Below are 15,507 nucleotides of genomic sequence, written 5' to 3' on the forward strand. Positions count from 1 at the left end.
GCCCTATCCTATTTAAAACTTTTTTCTAATACCTTATCAATTAGTCCATATTTTAAAGCTTCTTCTGAACTCATAAAATAATCGCGTTCAGTGTCCTTCTCAACTTTTGCCAATTTATTACCGGTATTTTCAGCTAATACTTTGTTAAGCATTGCTTTTAATCTTAAAATTTCTTTTGCTTGAATTTCAATATCAGTCGCTTGACCTCTTGCACCGCCTAAAGGCTGATGTATCATAATTCTAGCATTTGGAAGAGCAAACCTTTTACCTTTAGCTCCAGAGCTAAGTAAAAACGCTCCCATTGAAGCAGCTTGTCCTATACAAATTGTACTAACATCAGGTTTAATATAATTCATTGTATCAAATATACTAAGACCACTAGTTACAACTCCACCAGGACTATTTATATACAAATAAATATCTTTAGTAGAATCTTGAGCTTCTAAAAACAATAATTGTGCAACTACACTAGCAGCTACATCATCATTTATTTCACCACTTAAAAGAATAATTCTATCTTTAAGTAAGCGAGAGTAAATATCATAACTTCTCTCGCCTTTGCTAGTTTTTTCTACTACATAAGGTATGTAGCTCATTTATCTTTTCCTAAAAATAAATCAGCAAATAATTTTTCTTCTACCAAACTCATTCTAACAGCTGGTAATGTGCCATTTTTTGTATAGTTTTCTATTAGTTGTTTAGGGTCCATTCCATATCTTAAAGCTTCAAAATAAATAGCTTGTGCTACTTCTTGGTCATTTACAACTACATTTCTTAATTTTGCTAATTCATCAACAATGAAAGTTAATTTTACGCTTTTTAAAGCTTCTGCTTCATATTCTTTTCTTTTTTCTTCTAAATATTTATCATCTTTTAATTTGTCAAATTCTTCTTTACTAAAGCTTCTTGCAGCTTGATTAAATTGTAAATTAGTTTCTTGTTCTAAAATGTTTTGTGGAACTGCAAAAGTATATTTTTCTAGCATTTTTTCAACAAATTCTTGTTTTAATTTTTCATCAATTTGTTTAAATTTAGCTTCTGTTTCTAATTGTTCTTTTATTTTTTCATCTAAAATTGCTTCAGTTGGGTTGTCTACACCAGGAAGTAATTTTTTAAGCATTTCTTCATCAATTTCAGGTAATTTTCTTGCGTGAATTTCATGTAATTTTACTTTAAATACTGCTTTTTTACCCGCTAAATGAGCTGCTTGATAATTTTCAGGGAAAGTTACTTCTATATCTTTTTCTTCGCCAACTTTAAGCTCTATCATACCATCTTCAAATCCTGGTATAAATTGACCACTTCCAATCTCTAGCATATAATTTTCTGCTTTACCACCTTCAAAAGCAACGCCATCAACAAATCCTTCAAAATCAAACTTAGCATAATCACCTTTTTTTAAGATTTGTTTTTTAGTTTTTTCTAATGGAGCAAATTGCTTAAGCATAGCTTCTTTTCTAGCTTTAATATCTTTTTCTTTAATTTCTTCTATTTTTAATGCAGGAACTAATGCTTCATAACCACTTAAATCAATTGTTGGTCTAAAAGAAACTACGAATTCAAATTCAATTCCACTATCTTTTCTATCGAATTTTTTAAAGCTTGGCTCGCCGATTAATTCTTTTTCATCTTTACCTGTTTCTTTAACTGCATTTTTATAAGCACTTGTAATCGCTTCTTGTTCTGCATCTTTTAATAAAGAATCTTTATATCTATCTAAAACAACATTTACAGGAACTTTGCCTTTTCTAAAACCAGCAACTTGCATGGTTTTACTAGCTTTTACAGCTATTTCTTTAACCTTTTCATCTATTAAAGATTTTTCTATAACACCACTTACTGAGTAATTAATTTCATCAATTTTTGTTGTACTAAGTTTCATTAAACTACCTTTTGTAAAATATTTCGCACAATTCTAGCTAAAAAAATTAATCATTGGCAAAATATAAAGGTAAAGAATGCAAGACTTAATTAAAAATTTATTAATAAAAATTGGTGAAAATCCAAATAGAGAAGGATTAGTAAAAACACCTGAAAGGGTTCAAAAATCATATGAATTCTTATGTAGTGGCTATACAAAAAATCCAAAAGAAATTTTAAACGAAGCTATTTTTAACACTGATAACAATGAAATGGTTTTAGTAAAAGACATTGATTTTTATAGCTTATGCGAACACCATTTATTACCATTTTTTGGAAAAGTTCATATTGCTTATATACCTAATGGAAAAGTAGTTGGGCTTTCAAAATTACCTAGACTTGTTGAAGTTTATTCAAGAAGATTGCAAATCCAAGAACAATTATGCGAACAAATTAGCCTAGCTTTATATGAAATATTAAAGCCAAAAGGTGTTGCTGTAACTATTGAAGCTGAGCATTTATGTATGCAAATGCGTGGAATTCAAAAAGTAAATTCTAAAACAATAACAAGTTCTCTTAAAGGCATATTTTTAAGCGATGAAAGAACTAGGAAAGAATTTTATTCACTAATAAAATGAACTTAGAAAAACTTAAAAATAAAATATCAAAAATACCAATTTCACAAAATTTTGGCTTTATATACAAAATCTCTGCAATTAGTATAGAGATTAAAGGATTAATCACTAGCGTAGGCGATGTTATAAGACTTGAAAATGAAGAAAAAACCGCTTATGCAATGGTTGTTAAGATTGAAGAGCATATTTCATTTTTAAGCCCTTTTGATTTTGTAGAAGGCTTTAAAATCGGAGATAAAGCATTTTTAGAAGAAGCAGGAATGAAAATTCCTTGCTCTATGGAATTACTTGGGCGTGTGGTTGATCCATTTATGCGTCCAAAAGATGGAAAAGAAAAAATCACACCAAGTAAAATGATGCCTATTTTAAGAGCACCAATAGATGCACTTAAGCGTGGGCTTATAAGTGAGCCTTTTCCTGTTGGTATTAAAAGTATTGATGGGCTTTTAACTTGTGGAGTAGGACAAAAATTAGGTATTTTTGCTGGTTCTGGGGTTGGTAAATCAACTCTTATGGGAATGATAGTTAAAAATGCCCCTGCAGCCGTTAAAGTAGTTGCTTTAATAGGTGAGCGTGGTAGAGAAATTCCTGAGTTTATACATAAGAATTTAGGTGGTAAAATGGATGATACCGTTATGATAGTTGCGACTAGCGATGATAGTGCATTAATGCGTAAATATGGGGCATTTTGTGCTATGAGTGTGGCTGAATTTTTTAAAGAGCAAGGAATGGATGTATTATTTATAATGGATAGCGTTACTCGTTTTGCTATGGCTCAACGCGAAATCGGTCTTGCTCTTGGAGAGCCGCCTACTGCTAAAGGCTATCCACCAAGTGTATTTAATCTATTGCCGCAATTAATGGAGCGAGCTGGTAAAGAAGAAGGTAAAGGAACTATTACAGCATTTTTTACCGTGCTAGTTGATGGAGATGATATGAGCGATCCTATTGCTGATCAAAGTAGGTCAATTCTTGATGGGCATATCGTATTAGATAGAAGCCTGACTGATTTTGGAATATATCCTCCGATTAATATTCAAAATTCAGCAAGTAGGGTTATGGGAGATGTGGTAACGCCTGAACATAAAAAAAATGCTGCTAAGTTTAAAAGGCTTAATTCAGTTTTAAAAGAAAACGAAACTCTAATTAGAATTGGTGCTTATGTAAAAGGTAGCGATAAAGAGCTTGATTTTGCAATGAGTAAAAAAGATTATATGAATGATTTTTTAAGACAAGGAAATGATGAAGCTTTTGCTTTTGAAGAAGTTTTAAGTATGCTTGAGCAAATTAATTAATCCGAATTAATATTTAAATTCTTATAAAGAATTTAAATATTTTAATAAAGTATCTATTATATCATCATCGCTTTTACTTGATGCTTTTAAAATAATTCTTTCACCATTATCTTTTAAAAGTTTTATATTTTGCTCATAATTACTAACTTCACAAAATCCGTGCTTAATACATAAAATTTTAATTGCCATAAGTGAAAAATAATTTCTTGTATAGCTATCACATTTGCCAAATCTATCATTAAAAGAATCTTGCATAGTAGATAAACTAGCTAAATTATCACACTCATTTATTTTTCTATAAAGGCTTAATCTTAGCTTATCATTAGGCACTAAATAATCACTTATATAAGCATTTACTAATAATTTTTGCTCGTATTTAATCTCTTTTGTGATATTTCCTTTACTTAGTCTATTAATTTCAGCTTCTAGCATTTTAATATAAAGTGCATAGCCAAGTTGTTCTATATGACCGCTTTGTTCAGCACCTAATAAATTACCACCGCCCCTTATTTCTAAATCCATTTGAGCTAGAGTGCTACCACTGCCTAAATACGAGTTACTAGCTAAGCTTAATAATCTTTTCTTAGAATCTTCACTAACGCTTTCTTCGTTATCAACTAGAAAATAACAAAATCCTTGTATTTTGCTACGACCTACTCTACCACGAAGTTGGTGCAAATCAGCTATGCCAAAATGATTTGATTTTTCTACTATTATGGTGTTTGCATTTGCTAAATCAATTCCACTTTCAACAATGCTCGTGCATAATAATAAATCATACTTTTTCTCTTCGTATTCAAATAGTTTTTCTTCAGCTTCATTTGCTGGTATTTTTGAATGTAAAACTAAAATTCTAAGCTTTGGATAAAGCTCTTCTAAATAGCGTTTTTTATGTTCAATTGAAGCTATGTGATTATGTATGTAAAATACTTGCCCACCACGCCTAAGCTCTCTTGCTATGATTTCTTTAATTAAAGCGTCATCATAAGTTTTTACAAAAGTTCTTACATCTAATCTATCATTAGGCGGAGTTAGAATTTGAGAATAAGTCTTAAGTGTGCTTAAAGCTTGATTAAGCGTTCTTGGGATTGGAGTAGCACTCATACTTAATTGATGAGCTTTTATACTTATATCTTTTAATTTTTCTTTTTGCTTTACGCCAAATTTATGCTCTTCATCAATTACGATTAGCCCAACATCATCAATTGCTAAGCTAAGTAAAGCGTGAGTTCCTATAATAACCTTTGGCTCTTTTGTATTCATAATAGCTTTTTTAGTATTAGAAAATCTATCAAGTCTAAAAACTTGAATTCCAAAAGGCTCTAAACGATTTTTAAGTGTTTTATAATGTTGAGAGCATAAAAGTGTAGTCGGGACAAAAAATAAGGCATTTAAACCATTTTTAACACAAGCAAAAATTGCGTGCATTGCGACTTCGGTTTTACCAAAACCAACATCAGCACTAAGTAATCTATCCATAGGAGTGCATTTGCTTATCTCTTCAAAAATATCATTAACTGCTTTTTCTTGATCACTTGTTAAAACAAATCCTGCTTTAGCCTTAAATATCTCATAATCAAGTGGTTTTTTAATAGCCTTTGTTACAATTAACTGCCTTTTTGCTGCTAATTCAGTAATAGCACCTGCAATTGCTAATAATTTAGTTTTAAGTTTTTCTTTGAGTTTTACAAAAGTATTTTTGCCTAATTTATCAAGTTCAGGAATTGAGCTTGAAATGTATTTATCAAGCAAATAAAGTGAGCTAGTTGGAAGTAGCAATTTATTTTCATTTTGATATTCAATCACAATAAATTCTTGCTTTTTTCCTTCATTTTCTATTAATTCTAATCCTAAAAATCTACCTACGCCGTATCGCTCATGAACTACATAATCATTTTTTATAAGCTCATCTAAAACTATGCTTGATTTATATTTTTTCTCTTTTTTATAATATTTATTAAGACTTAATATTAATTCATCATCGCTTTGAATATTTAAAACTGCATTTGAGATGATTTTTTCTACATTTTCACCTAATTTATAATCTAAGAATTTATTCTCATTACTAGCTAGTAATTTTATCTTTTTATTTGAGTTTAATTTGAAAAAATCATTGCTAGGATTAAACACCATATCGCTATATTTTTTAGCTTTAGAAATTATATTTCCTAATTCAAATTCTTTCGTGCAAACATAAGAAAACTCTAAATAATTACTAAGTTTTAAATGCCAATAAAATACGCTTTCGTATTCATTTAAATCATCATTATTTAAAATACTTTCTTTGATTTCTTCGTATTTTTCTTCGCTTACATATGAAATTAACGGCAAAATATCGCAATATTCACACTCTTCTTTATAGCTAAGTCCAGAACTTGCATCAAAATATTTAATACTTTCTACTTCATCATCAAATAAAACTATTCTAATTGGATTTTCATATTTCAATGAAAAAATATCAATTTTTTCATGACCTATACTAAATTCTCCTGGACTTTGAACCATATCAACTAAATTATAATTTAACCTTAAAAGCTCTTTTGCTAAAGAATTTAAATTAATCCTATCGCCAAATTCAATCTTTAAACACTTTAAATCATCTTTACTTGGAAGTGGTTTTTTAATAGTATTAATAGGGATTATTAAAATCTTTTTATCTTGATAATCGTAATAATCACTTAAAACTTTTGAAATATCAAATAATTCCATAGAAAACGAGCGTAAATCGTCATTAATCTCTGCTCTAAAATCAGGTAAAATAAAACTATTTATCCCTAAATATAAAGCTACATTTGATAAAGATTTTGCTTCGTTTAAGTCTTCACATATAATAATTTTTGCATAATTTTTATTATTTATTAAATACTCATAAAGATTTGCTTGCATAAAATCTCAAAAACCTTTCTACTAGCATAAAAGAGCCAAAAACTGCATAATTTTTATCTGCATCAAAATCACGAAAATCACTACATTTAATGTCTAATTCTTTGCAAATCTCTTTAACATTTGCTAAGGCTCTATGCTCGCTTTCATAGTTAAAAACCAAAACTTCATTAATACTTGGCTTTAAAATATTTAAAATATCTTTTACATCTTTATTAGCAAAAAAATTAGCAATTAAACTAACTTTAGTTGAGAATTGTTTTTTAATTTCTTGATTTAAATTCTTTGCAGCTGCAGCGTTATGCCCTACATCTATTATTAAATTACTTGCTAGTTTTTCACATCTTGCTCTTAAATCTAATTTAATTGCTCTGCCTATATAAAAATGTTTTTCTAGCTCAAAATATGCAAGTTGAGCTAAGCTAAAATTATGTTTTAAAAACTCATTTTCATCAAGGCATAATTTTGAATAATCAGCACTCAAAAAACTAGCCTTAACTCCTTTTTGAATGGCCGCTTTTAATATCATCTCATTTTTATTAGCAAAAATATTAACACCACACATTGCTTTAATTTTGGTTCTAAAAATATCATCTAAATTAGAACCTAAAATATCAGCATGGTCAATACTAATCGGAGTAAATACACATAAATCTCTTTTAAAAATACTTGTAGCATCGTATTCTCCACCAAGTCCAGCTTCAAAAATAACATAATCACACTCACTAAAAACAATAGGTGATAAAAAGCATAAATATTCAAAATAACTAAGATTTTCTTTTAAATTAAGCTTTTTTAATTTATCTTGCAAAATATTATGAGCTATGTCTAAATCAATATCTTGCATAACTTGATTTTGAAATATACTAAATCTTTCTTTGTAAGAAAATATATGTGGACTTATAAAATGCCCTACTTTATACCCGCTATCACTAAGCATTAAAGCAAGGTATCTTCCCGTGCTACCTTTACCATTAGTGCCTAAAATTTGCACTACTTTTGTATCAAAATCATAATTTAGCAAATGCTTAAATCTATGAGCCTTAAAAAGGTCAAATTTCTCGTAAAATTCCGCTAAATTATCTAAATAATTTGAAAGTTTATTTTCTACTTGCACTTTTTATATTATTTCTACCTGCATTTTTTGCTGCGTATAATAATTTATCAACAGCTTCAATAAATTGCTCTTGGGTCTCATAGCTTCTTCTATCACTTACACCACCGCTTACTTTTATACTAATAGTCTTACCTTTACATAAAAACTTTTGCTCTGATACTAAAACTCTAATTTTTTCAGCAAATTTTACTGCATCATCAATTGATGAATGTGGAAGAATTACCATAAATTCTTCCCCACCATATCTTCCCGCACAATCTAATTTTCTAATGTTATTTAAAATAATATTTCCTAAATTAGCGAGTATAGTATCTCCTGCTGCGTGTCCATAGGTATCATTTATAAACTTAAAATGGTCAATATCAAAAAATGCTATTGAATAATTTATATTATATCTTTCATAAGATTCTTCGGCTAATTTTAATTGTTCTTCTAATTGACGCTTATTTGCAAGTTGAGTTAGAAAATCTACTTGAGTTTCTTCTCTTAGTTTGTTAATTTCTTGCTCTAGTCCTTGAACTTTAATTTTAAGATCACCTAAAGTATCGGCATCTAATTTTGTTTTTTCTTTTAAATCTATTATTTCTTTTTCAAACATAGCAACTATAGCTATCAATCTTGCTTTAATAGTCTGCATAGCTTCATCTTCAGCTTTAATACTTTCAATTTCTTTTTTAATTTCTTGAACTTTTTGTTGAGAATTTGTAGCCATGCTAAGAATACTTACAATCTTATCGCTAATTTGCTCTAAAACATCATTTAAAACTTTATTTGAACTTGAAATTTCTGCCCTATCAATATCTATTCTTTTTTTGACTAGATTTCTAAATTGCTCTGTAATTTGCTTTACGCCTAATATTTGCGGTTCTGCATTTATACTCTCACAAAACTGATTGATTTCATCATTTACATAATTAGCAATTGATGGAGTTAAAGAATAAGCCACAGATGGAGCTAAATTTTCACACACTGCATTAGAATTATTTCTTTCAATTTTTAAAGATAATTCATCTAAAATTTCTAAAAAATCATCTCTTGAGTTTAATCCTAAATGTTGAATTTTATTATTAAGTTCTAATAAATCATCATCTACCCTAATCCAATCTTTTTTTAATTCTTCTAATGTTTTTAGACTTGAATTATTTAATTTATTTAAAGCTTCTTCGCTAAGAGTTTTAGTTGATTTATTTGGTAAATTTGATAATATTTTTAATAATTTTTTACAAATTATATTATAGTTTATTATGAGCTTTTTATCACTATTATCTTCTTTTATACCATTAGCTTTAGAGATTAAAAATACTACTAATTCTTCTAAGCTTTTTACATTTCTTCCTTTTACATCTTGAGCTAATGTGGGATTTAATTTAGAAATATACCCTTGAATTTTATCAATATTTTGAGTTGTTCTTCCATACTTTTTAGCAATCTCATCAAAAACTTCTGAATAATTTTCAGGAGTTAATAATAAGTTCCTTTTGGTAAGTTCTACAATTGTTTCTTTAGCAATCACATTAATATTAATAGACATTTTTTCTCTTTAAAATTTTTTCTTAATACTAACAAAACAAAATTAATTATTAACTACATAATAATTCTTAAAGCAAATTCGTTAAACGCCTTTTGGCTAGCTAAATTAATAGCTCTACTTTTTTGCTCATCACTTAAAACACTAATTGTATTTGTATTAAAAATATGCTCGCCTGAAGTTATAATTTTTTTAGTTGTTTCATCTTGAAAAGTTACATTAAATTCTAATCTAATAATAGCTTTATAACTCTTAGCGTATCCAAATTCATCATAATATAAAGGTATAAATTCACTACTAAGAATTCTTAAAATAATCTTGCTATCTGCAGTTTTACTAACACTTTTATGCATATAATGTTCTACATAATTCGTAAAATTATCATTTAAAGTAATACTATCTTTAGGTTCAGCCTTATTTATAATAGTAATTACATTGACACTTTCGCCTAACATTTTGCTAGTGGCTACATTCAAAGGTGCATAGCCACAAGCACAAAAAAATAATGTAAAACTTAAAAGTATTTTTTTCATTTAATTACAATATTTACTAATTTATTAGGAATATAAATTTCTTTTACGATAATCTTATCTTCTAGCCATTTAGCTGCTTTATCTTTTGCTATTTTGATAATTTCATCTTGATTAGCATTTGCATCAACTTCAATCTCTGCTCTATTTTTACCATTAATACTAATTCCAAGTTTTATTGTATCGCTTACAAATACTTCTTCTTTTAATTCATAAGTTTTAATATTTGTTCTATTAAATAATTTCTCACTTAACTCACTTGCTAAATGTGGAATAATTGGGTCAAGTATGCTTAAAATTATTGCAAAACCTTCACTTAAAACTTCATCACTACTTGCGTTATTTAAAGCATTTAAGCCTTCCATACAAGCAGCTATTAATGTATTAAATGCGTAAGTTTTATTAAATACATCATCAGCCTTTTTTAAAGCTTCATATACTTTAAGTCTTGCTAATTTATCATCTTTACTAAGATTTGCGTGATTTATATTACTAAAATCAACTACATTAATCCCTAAAGCCTTATCATAAAGTCTATTTAAAAATCTATAAGCACCTTCAACCGCACTATCATTCCATTCTAATTCTTTTTGAGGTGGTGCAGCAAAAAGTATGAAAAGTCTTGCAGTATCAGCTCCGTAATTTTTAATAATATCATCAGGATCAACCGTATTTCCCTTGCTTTTACTCATCTTAGCACCATCTTTTAAAACCATACCTTGAGTAAGTAAGCGTTCAAACGGCTCATCTACATTTAAATATCCTAAATCCCTTAAAGCTTTTTGGAAAAATCTAGCATATAATAAGTGTAAAATCGCGTGTTCAATACCGCCAATATATTGATCTACATTCATCCAATATTTTGCTTCATCATCAATTGCTTTTGTATTCCAATTGCTAGGATTACTTGCAAATCTTGCAAAATACCAAGAGCTTTGGAAAAATGTATCCATTGTATCGCTCTCTCTAATTGCGTCTTTTCCACATTTAGGGCATTTACATTGTTTAAATGTAGGGTGTTTTTCAAGTGGATTTCCTTCTCCATCAATTACTACATCTTCAGGTAAAGCCACTGGTAAATTATTCTCAACTACGCTTCCACAAGTATCGCATTTAACAATCGGAATAGGAGCTCCCCAGTATCTTTGACGAGATATACCCCAATCTCTTAATTTATAATTGATTATACTTTTACCGATTTTTCTATTTTCAAATTCTTTAGCAATTGCAATTCTAGCACTAGCACTATCTAAGCCACTAAATTCTGCACTATCAAATAAAATTCCATATTCAGTAAAAGGCTCATTATCTTTTTTATTTTCGCCATTTATTACATATTTTATATTTAAATTATATTTTTTAGCAAACTCAAAATCTCTTTCATCGTGAGCTGGAACTGCCATAACAGCACCACTACCATAATCAGCTAAAACGAAATTTGCTACCCATACAGGTAATTTTTCTTTAGTTATTGGATGAATTGCATAAATACCTAAAAATACGCCTTCTTTTTCACTTTGAGCTCTATTTTTAGCACTCATATTTTGCATAGCTTTAATTTTGTCTTTATCATTTTCACTTATTAAATTAGTTTCTAAAACTTTTTTAGTAATTTCATGTTCAGGTGCTAAAGCAAAATAAGAAAGTCCGAAAATCGTATCAGCACGGGTTGTAAATACGCTGAATTTTAATCCATCTAAATCTTTATTAGAACTTGATACATCTAATTCAAATTCCAATCCATCGCTTTTGCCTATCCAATTTTCTTGCATTGTTAAAACTTGATTTGGCCATTTATCTTCTAAATATTTTAAATCTTTTAATAATTCTTCAGCATATTTTGTAATTCTTACATAATAGCCATTCATAGATTTTTGCTCTACTTCATGACCACATCTCCAGCATTTGCCATCTTCAACTTGTTCGTTTGCTAAAACGGTTTTATCATTATCACACCAATTTACATTAGCTTTTTTTGTATAAATTAGACCTGCTTCATACATTTTTGCAAAAATTTCTTGCTCAAATTTAGTATAAATCTCATCACTTGTAGCAAGCAATCTTGTCTTAGAAAACGAAAAACCTAAAGAATAAAGCTCTTTTTTCATATAATCAATATTTTCATAAGTCCATTTTTTAGGATGAAGCCCATATTTTATAGCAGCATTTTCAGCAGGCATACCAAAACTATCAAACCCTAGTGGGTGTAAAACATTATAGCCCATAGTTCTAAAGCGTCTTGCTAAAGCATCACCTATTGCATAGTTTCTTACATGTCCCATATGAATTTTACCACTTGGGTATGGAAACATTGATAATATATATTTTTTTTCTTTACTAAAATCATTACTAGGTTCGTAATAATTCTCTTTATCCCAAATTTCTTGCCATTTTTTCTCAACTTCTTTTGCGTTATACATAAATTAGTCCTTAAAATTCATCTTTATTTTTAATAGCTTCAATCAATACTAAAATAAGTGTAAATATATTTGATATTACAGCACCTATTGTCATACTATATACCAAATCACTCATACTAGTTCCATAAATTTGAGTTAAAACAAAAGCTATTATTAAATGCACATCAGTTACAAGTGAACTTGCAAAAATCTCTGTGCTTAAAATATTTCTAACACCAATTTTTAAAAGTGTTGAAACCAAATTAATGCTAGCTGCTATAAATAATGCCACAGGGCTTTGATAATATAAAAAGCCAGCCGTTGTAGTTAAGCTCATCAATGTAAAGAATATATGAATTACTCTTCCAAAATCCATTATAATTGTCCTTTTTCATACATTGCTCTTAGGCGTTCTTTTTCTTCTTTTTTCTTGATTTTATCAAGTTCTTTAGTTCTATAATTACTAACGCTAAAATTAAACCACATTAAAAGTGGGCTTGCTACAAAAATTGAACTTAAAGTTCCTGCAATAACCCCAACTATTAAAGCAAGAGAAAAGCCGTGTATCATATCTCCACCATAAAAAAACAAAATTAAAACCGTAAAGAGTGTTGTTCCTGATGTAAGAGTTGTCCTTGATAAGGTTGCTGATACGCTTTCGTTAATAATGCTGCCTAAATTAGTGCTTTTACTCTCTTTTATACTTTCACGAATTCTATCAAAAATAATAATTGTATCATTTAGCGAATAGCCTAAAACGGTTAAAATAGCTGCTAAAGTATCAAGATTAACATCAATTTGAAAAAGAGAAATCGCTCCAATAACTATTACAATATCGTGAATTTCACTAATAATTGCAGCCATAGCAAAACGCCATTCAAACCTAATAGCTATATACACTAAAATAAGTGCAAAAGATACTAAAATAGCCATTAAACCTTTTTGTCTTAATTCTCCACCAACTTTTGGTCCAACAATATCAACTCTTCTTAGCTCAATATCACCTGTTGAAGATAACATTTTTACAATAGTATCTCCTACATCTTTACCTAGACTATCACTTGAACTTGAAAATCTAATTACTACTTCATCACTACTTCCAAATTCCGTAACGCTAGCACCTTTTAAAGCTTCATTTTGATTTAAGATATTACGAATATCATCTAAAGGAGCATTTTTATTAGTATATTTTATCTGAACTAAAGTCCCACCACTAAAATCAATTCCGTAATTTAGACCTTGTGTAAATAATAAAATAATAGAGCCAATAACTAAAACAAAAGATAAGCCAATAGATGCAAATCTAAGCCTCATAAAATCATATATTTTTTTACTAGAAAATACTTGCATCACACTCTCCTATAACCAAACCAAAGTCTTGTATTGCCACTTTTTTCAATTCTATTAGCAAACAAATCAAATAAAGCATGAGTTCCTATAATTGCTGTTATCATAGACGCAATTATTCCTATACTCATAGTAACAGCAAATCCTTTAATAGCACCAGTTCCATAAGCATATAATGCAGCACTTGTAATTAAAGTAGTTAGGTTACTATCCAAAATCGCACTCATTGCGTTATGATAACCATTATTTATAGCATCTCTTAAATTAACGCCATCTCTTATAAGCTCTCTAATACGCTCATTAATAATAACATTCGCATCTACAGCCATACCGACAGTTAGAACAATCCCAGCCATACCAGGAAGAGTAAGCGTTGCTCCAAAAAGTGCCATTACTGCTACTAATAAGAATATATTAGAAATTAGAGCAATATTTGCAAACAAACCACTAATTCCGTAATAAACTCCCATAAAAACAACAATCATCAAAAATACACCTAAAAGTGCAACTAAACTTTGCTCGATACTATCAGCACCTAAACTTGGTCCTACACTTCTTTTTTCAAGTAATTTAACAGGTGCTAATAAAGCCCCACTTCTTAGTGCGATAGCTAAATCGTGTGCTTCTTCAACACTGAAATTCCCACTAATTTGTCCGCTGCCACCACCTATTCTTTCATTAATTCTAGGAGCTGAATATACCTTACCATCTAAAACTATTGCTAATTGATGACCTACTTTTTTACCTGTGAAATCTCCAAATATTTTTGCACCTTCTGAATTAAGTGTAAAATTAATAACAGGTTGAGCAGTTTTATCAGAAAATCCTACTCTAGCATCAATTAACATAGAGCCATCTAAAATAGGTAATTCTTTTAAAACATATTTAATATTTTTATCTTTTACATCAGGTAAAATAATATCTCCATAACTTGCTGCTTCTTCAGGACTTAACATATTGCCTTGATCAGCCTTAGCTCTATCTACTTCCATTAGTTGTAAATGTGCAGCTTTAGCTATTAAATCTTTAGCTCTTTGCTCATCTTCAGCAGTTTTTACGCCTGGAATTTCAACCAAGATTTTATCTTCACCTTGTTTAGCAACAGTTGGCTCTGAAAGCCCAAATAAATCAAGTCTATTTCTAATAGTTTCTACAGCTTGATCTATTGCAAATTTAGCAGTTTGAACTTCTTCTTCAGGTGTTAAAGTAATCTCATAAAAAGAATTATTAACACTAACTTTTAAGCCTTTTAGTTCTTTAATTATTTTATCTACTTTAGCAGTATCATCTTTATCTAGTAGTTCAAAATGTATTACACCATCATTACTTTTAAATCCATCAGTTAAAATATTTTCTTTATTAAAAGAATAATTAATACTTGAAGCGATTGATTTTACTTTAGACTTTATAGCTTCATTGGTTTCTACACCTAAAAGCATATGAAGTCCGCCTTGTAAATCAAGCCCTAAATTAATCTTAGGACCATTTATAGAAAAAAAGCTTGGCACACTTAAAAATATGCCAAAAAGTGTAACAAAAACTAAAACATAAAAACGATATGTGATACTTTTTGTTTTTTGATTACGCATTATTTTGTTGCTTCCGAATTATTTGTGTTTTCTACTTTTCTAGCTACAAAATTTTTATCTAATTTAGCAACAACATCATCATTTAATCTAATTTTTAAATAATCATCTTCAGCTTTTACAACTTCAACAATTAAACCACCATTAGTAACTATTTTATCACCTTTAGTAAGTGAATTTAGCATTTCTTTATGTGCTTTTGCTTGTTTTTGTTGTGGGCGAATAATTAAAAAATAAAAAATCGCAAATAATACGATTAATGGTAAAAATTGAACTAAAGCATTTTGTTCCATAGAATATCCTTTTAAAAAATAAAATAGTTATCAT

The 15,507-nt window shown here is 28.9% G+C and carries 13 protein-coding genes; 2 read left to right on the forward strand and 11 right to left on the reverse strand.

Features of this window, described 5'->3' with window-relative positions; genetic code table 11:
* Positions 1-8 precede the first annotated feature (8 nt).
* Together clpP and tig are read right to left on the reverse strand one after the other, a co-directional pair.
* Positions 9-596 (reverse strand): ATP-dependent Clp endopeptidase proteolytic subunit ClpP, encoded by a 588-nt coding sequence (gene clpP / locus AVBRAN9333_RS03160; protein ID WP_214115843.1) that lies wholly within the window; start codon positions 594-596, stop codon positions 9-11.
* Positions 593-1,882 carry a trigger factor gene (tig, locus tag AVBRAN9333_RS03165; RefSeq protein WP_336609423.1) on the reverse strand — a complete coding sequence of 430 codons (1,290 nt, stop codon included), beginning with the start codon at positions 1,880-1,882 and terminating at the stop codon, positions 593-595. The genes clpP and tig overlap by 4 nt, the downstream gene beginning before the upstream one ends.
* A gap of 76 nt (positions 1,883-1,958) precedes the next feature.
* Between tig and folE the strand changes: the two genes are divergently transcribed.
* A complete protein-coding gene (gene folE / locus AVBRAN9333_RS03170; RefSeq protein WP_214120540.1) occupies positions 1,959-2,498 on the forward strand; it encodes a GTP cyclohydrolase I FolE in 540 nt (179 codons plus the stop codon).
* The gene (fliI, locus tag AVBRAN9333_RS03175) at positions 2,495-3,790 is read left to right on the forward strand and encodes a flagellar protein export ATPase FliI (RefSeq protein ID WP_214115846.1); all 1,296 of its coding nucleotides are present in this window, start codon (positions 2,495-2,497) and stop codon (positions 3,788-3,790) included. The genes folE and fliI overlap by 4 nt, the downstream gene beginning before the upstream one ends.
* Before the next feature lie 21 nt (positions 3,791-3,811).
* Here the strand turns inward: fliI and AVBRAN9333_RS03180 are convergent, their stop codons facing one another.
* Genes AVBRAN9333_RS03180 through yajC form a run of 9 tightly spaced genes read right to left on the reverse strand, consistent with a single transcriptional unit; the run spans position 3,812 to position 15,473 of the window.
* Positions 3,812-6,676: a DEAD/DEAH box helicase gene (locus AVBRAN9333_RS03180; RefSeq protein ID WP_214115847.1), complete on the reverse strand. Its 2,865-nt coding sequence runs from the start codon at positions 6,674-6,676 to the stop codon at positions 3,812-3,814.
* Positions 6,657-7,790, reverse strand: a complete 1,134-nt coding sequence (locus tag AVBRAN9333_RS03185; RefSeq protein WP_336609424.1) for a Mur ligase family protein — start codon at positions 7,788-7,790, stop codon at positions 6,657-6,659. The genes AVBRAN9333_RS03180 and AVBRAN9333_RS03185 overlap by 20 nt, the downstream gene beginning before the upstream one ends.
* Positions 7,774-9,321 carry a GGDEF domain-containing protein gene (locus tag AVBRAN9333_RS03190; protein ID WP_214115849.1) on the reverse strand — a complete coding sequence of 516 codons (1,548 nt, stop codon included), beginning with the start codon at positions 9,319-9,321 and terminating at the stop codon, positions 7,774-7,776. The genes AVBRAN9333_RS03185 and AVBRAN9333_RS03190 overlap by 17 nt, the downstream gene beginning before the upstream one ends.
* 53 nt (positions 9,322-9,374) lie before the next feature.
* A complete protein-coding gene (locus AVBRAN9333_RS03195) occupies positions 9,375-9,851 on the reverse strand; it encodes a hypothetical protein (protein WP_214115850.1) in 477 nt (158 codons plus the stop codon).
* Positions 9,848-12,268 carry a leucine--tRNA ligase gene (gene leuS / locus AVBRAN9333_RS03200; RefSeq protein ID WP_214115851.1) on the reverse strand — a complete coding sequence of 807 codons (2,421 nt, stop codon included), beginning with the start codon at positions 12,266-12,268 and terminating at the stop codon, positions 9,848-9,850. Before leuS ends, AVBRAN9333_RS03195 begins: the two co-directional genes overlap by 4 nt.
* Positions 12,269-12,278: 10 nt before the next feature.
* Entirely contained in the window at positions 12,279-12,623 is a 345-nt protein-coding gene (locus AVBRAN9333_RS03205; RefSeq protein ID WP_214115852.1) for a DUF6394 family protein, read from the reverse strand.
* Positions 12,623-13,597: a protein translocase subunit SecF gene (gene secF / locus AVBRAN9333_RS03210; RefSeq protein ID WP_214115853.1), complete on the reverse strand. Its 975-nt coding sequence runs from the start codon at positions 13,595-13,597 to the stop codon at positions 12,623-12,625. The genes AVBRAN9333_RS03205 and secF overlap by 1 nt, the downstream gene beginning before the upstream one ends.
* Positions 13,597-15,183: a protein translocase subunit SecD gene (gene secD, locus AVBRAN9333_RS03215; RefSeq protein ID WP_214115854.1), complete on the reverse strand. Its 1,587-nt coding sequence runs from the start codon at positions 15,181-15,183 to the stop codon at positions 13,597-13,599. Before secD ends, secF begins: the two co-directional genes overlap by 1 nt.
* Positions 15,183-15,473, reverse strand: a complete 291-nt coding sequence (gene yajC, locus AVBRAN9333_RS03220; RefSeq protein ID WP_214115855.1) for a preprotein translocase subunit YajC — start codon at positions 15,471-15,473, stop codon at positions 15,183-15,185. The genes secD and yajC overlap by 1 nt, the downstream gene beginning before the upstream one ends.
* Positions 15,474-15,507: the final 34 nt, after the last annotated feature.

The sequence above is a fragment of the Campylobacter sp. RM9333 genome, from assembly GCF_020137705.1.
GTDB lineage: Bacteria > Campylobacterota > Campylobacteria > Campylobacterales > Campylobacteraceae > Campylobacter_E.

Bases quoted from the DNA above. Each gene is read 5' to 3' on its own strand.
- secF (WP_214115853.1), bottom strand. From the start codon at position 13,597: ATGCAAGTATTTTCTAGTAAAAAAATATATGATTTTATGAGGCTTAGA.
- AVBRAN9333_RS03180 (WP_214115847.1), bottom strand. From the start codon at position 6,676: ATGCAAGCAAATCTTTATGAGTATTTAATAAATAATAAAAATTATGCA.
- AVBRAN9333_RS03205 (WP_214115852.1), bottom strand. From the start codon at position 12,623: ATGGATTTTGGAAGAGTAATTCATATATTCTTTACATTGATGAGCTTA.
- AVBRAN9333_RS03195 (WP_214115850.1), bottom strand. From the start codon at position 9,851: ATGAAAAAAATACTTTTAAGTTTTACATTATTTTTTTGTGCTTGTGGC.
- yajC (WP_214115855.1), bottom strand. From the start codon at position 15,473: ATGGAACAAAATGCTTTAGTTCAATTTTTACCATTAATCGTATTATTT.
- clpP (WP_214115843.1), bottom strand. From the start codon at position 596: ATGAGCTACATACCTTATGTAGTAGAAAAAACTAGCAAAGGCGAGAGA.
- fliI (WP_214115846.1), top strand. From the start codon at position 2,495: ATGAACTTAGAAAAACTTAAAAATAAAATATCAAAAATACCAATTTCA.
- leuS (WP_214115851.1), bottom strand. From the start codon at position 12,268: ATGTATAACGCAAAAGAAGTTGAGAAAAAATGGCAAGAAATTTGGGAT.
- folE (WP_214120540.1), top strand. From the start codon at position 1,959: ATGCAAGACTTAATTAAAAATTTATTAATAAAAATTGGTGAAAATCCA.
- secD (WP_214115854.1), bottom strand. From the start codon at position 15,183: ATGCGTAATCAAAAAACAAAAAGTATCACATATCGTTTTTATGTTTTA.
- AVBRAN9333_RS03190 (WP_214115849.1), bottom strand. From the start codon at position 9,321: ATGTCTATTAATATTAATGTGATTGCTAAAGAAACAATTGTAGAACTT.
- tig (WP_336609423.1), bottom strand. From the start codon at position 1,882: ATGAAACTTAGTACAACAAAAATTGATGAAATTAATTACTCAGTAAGT.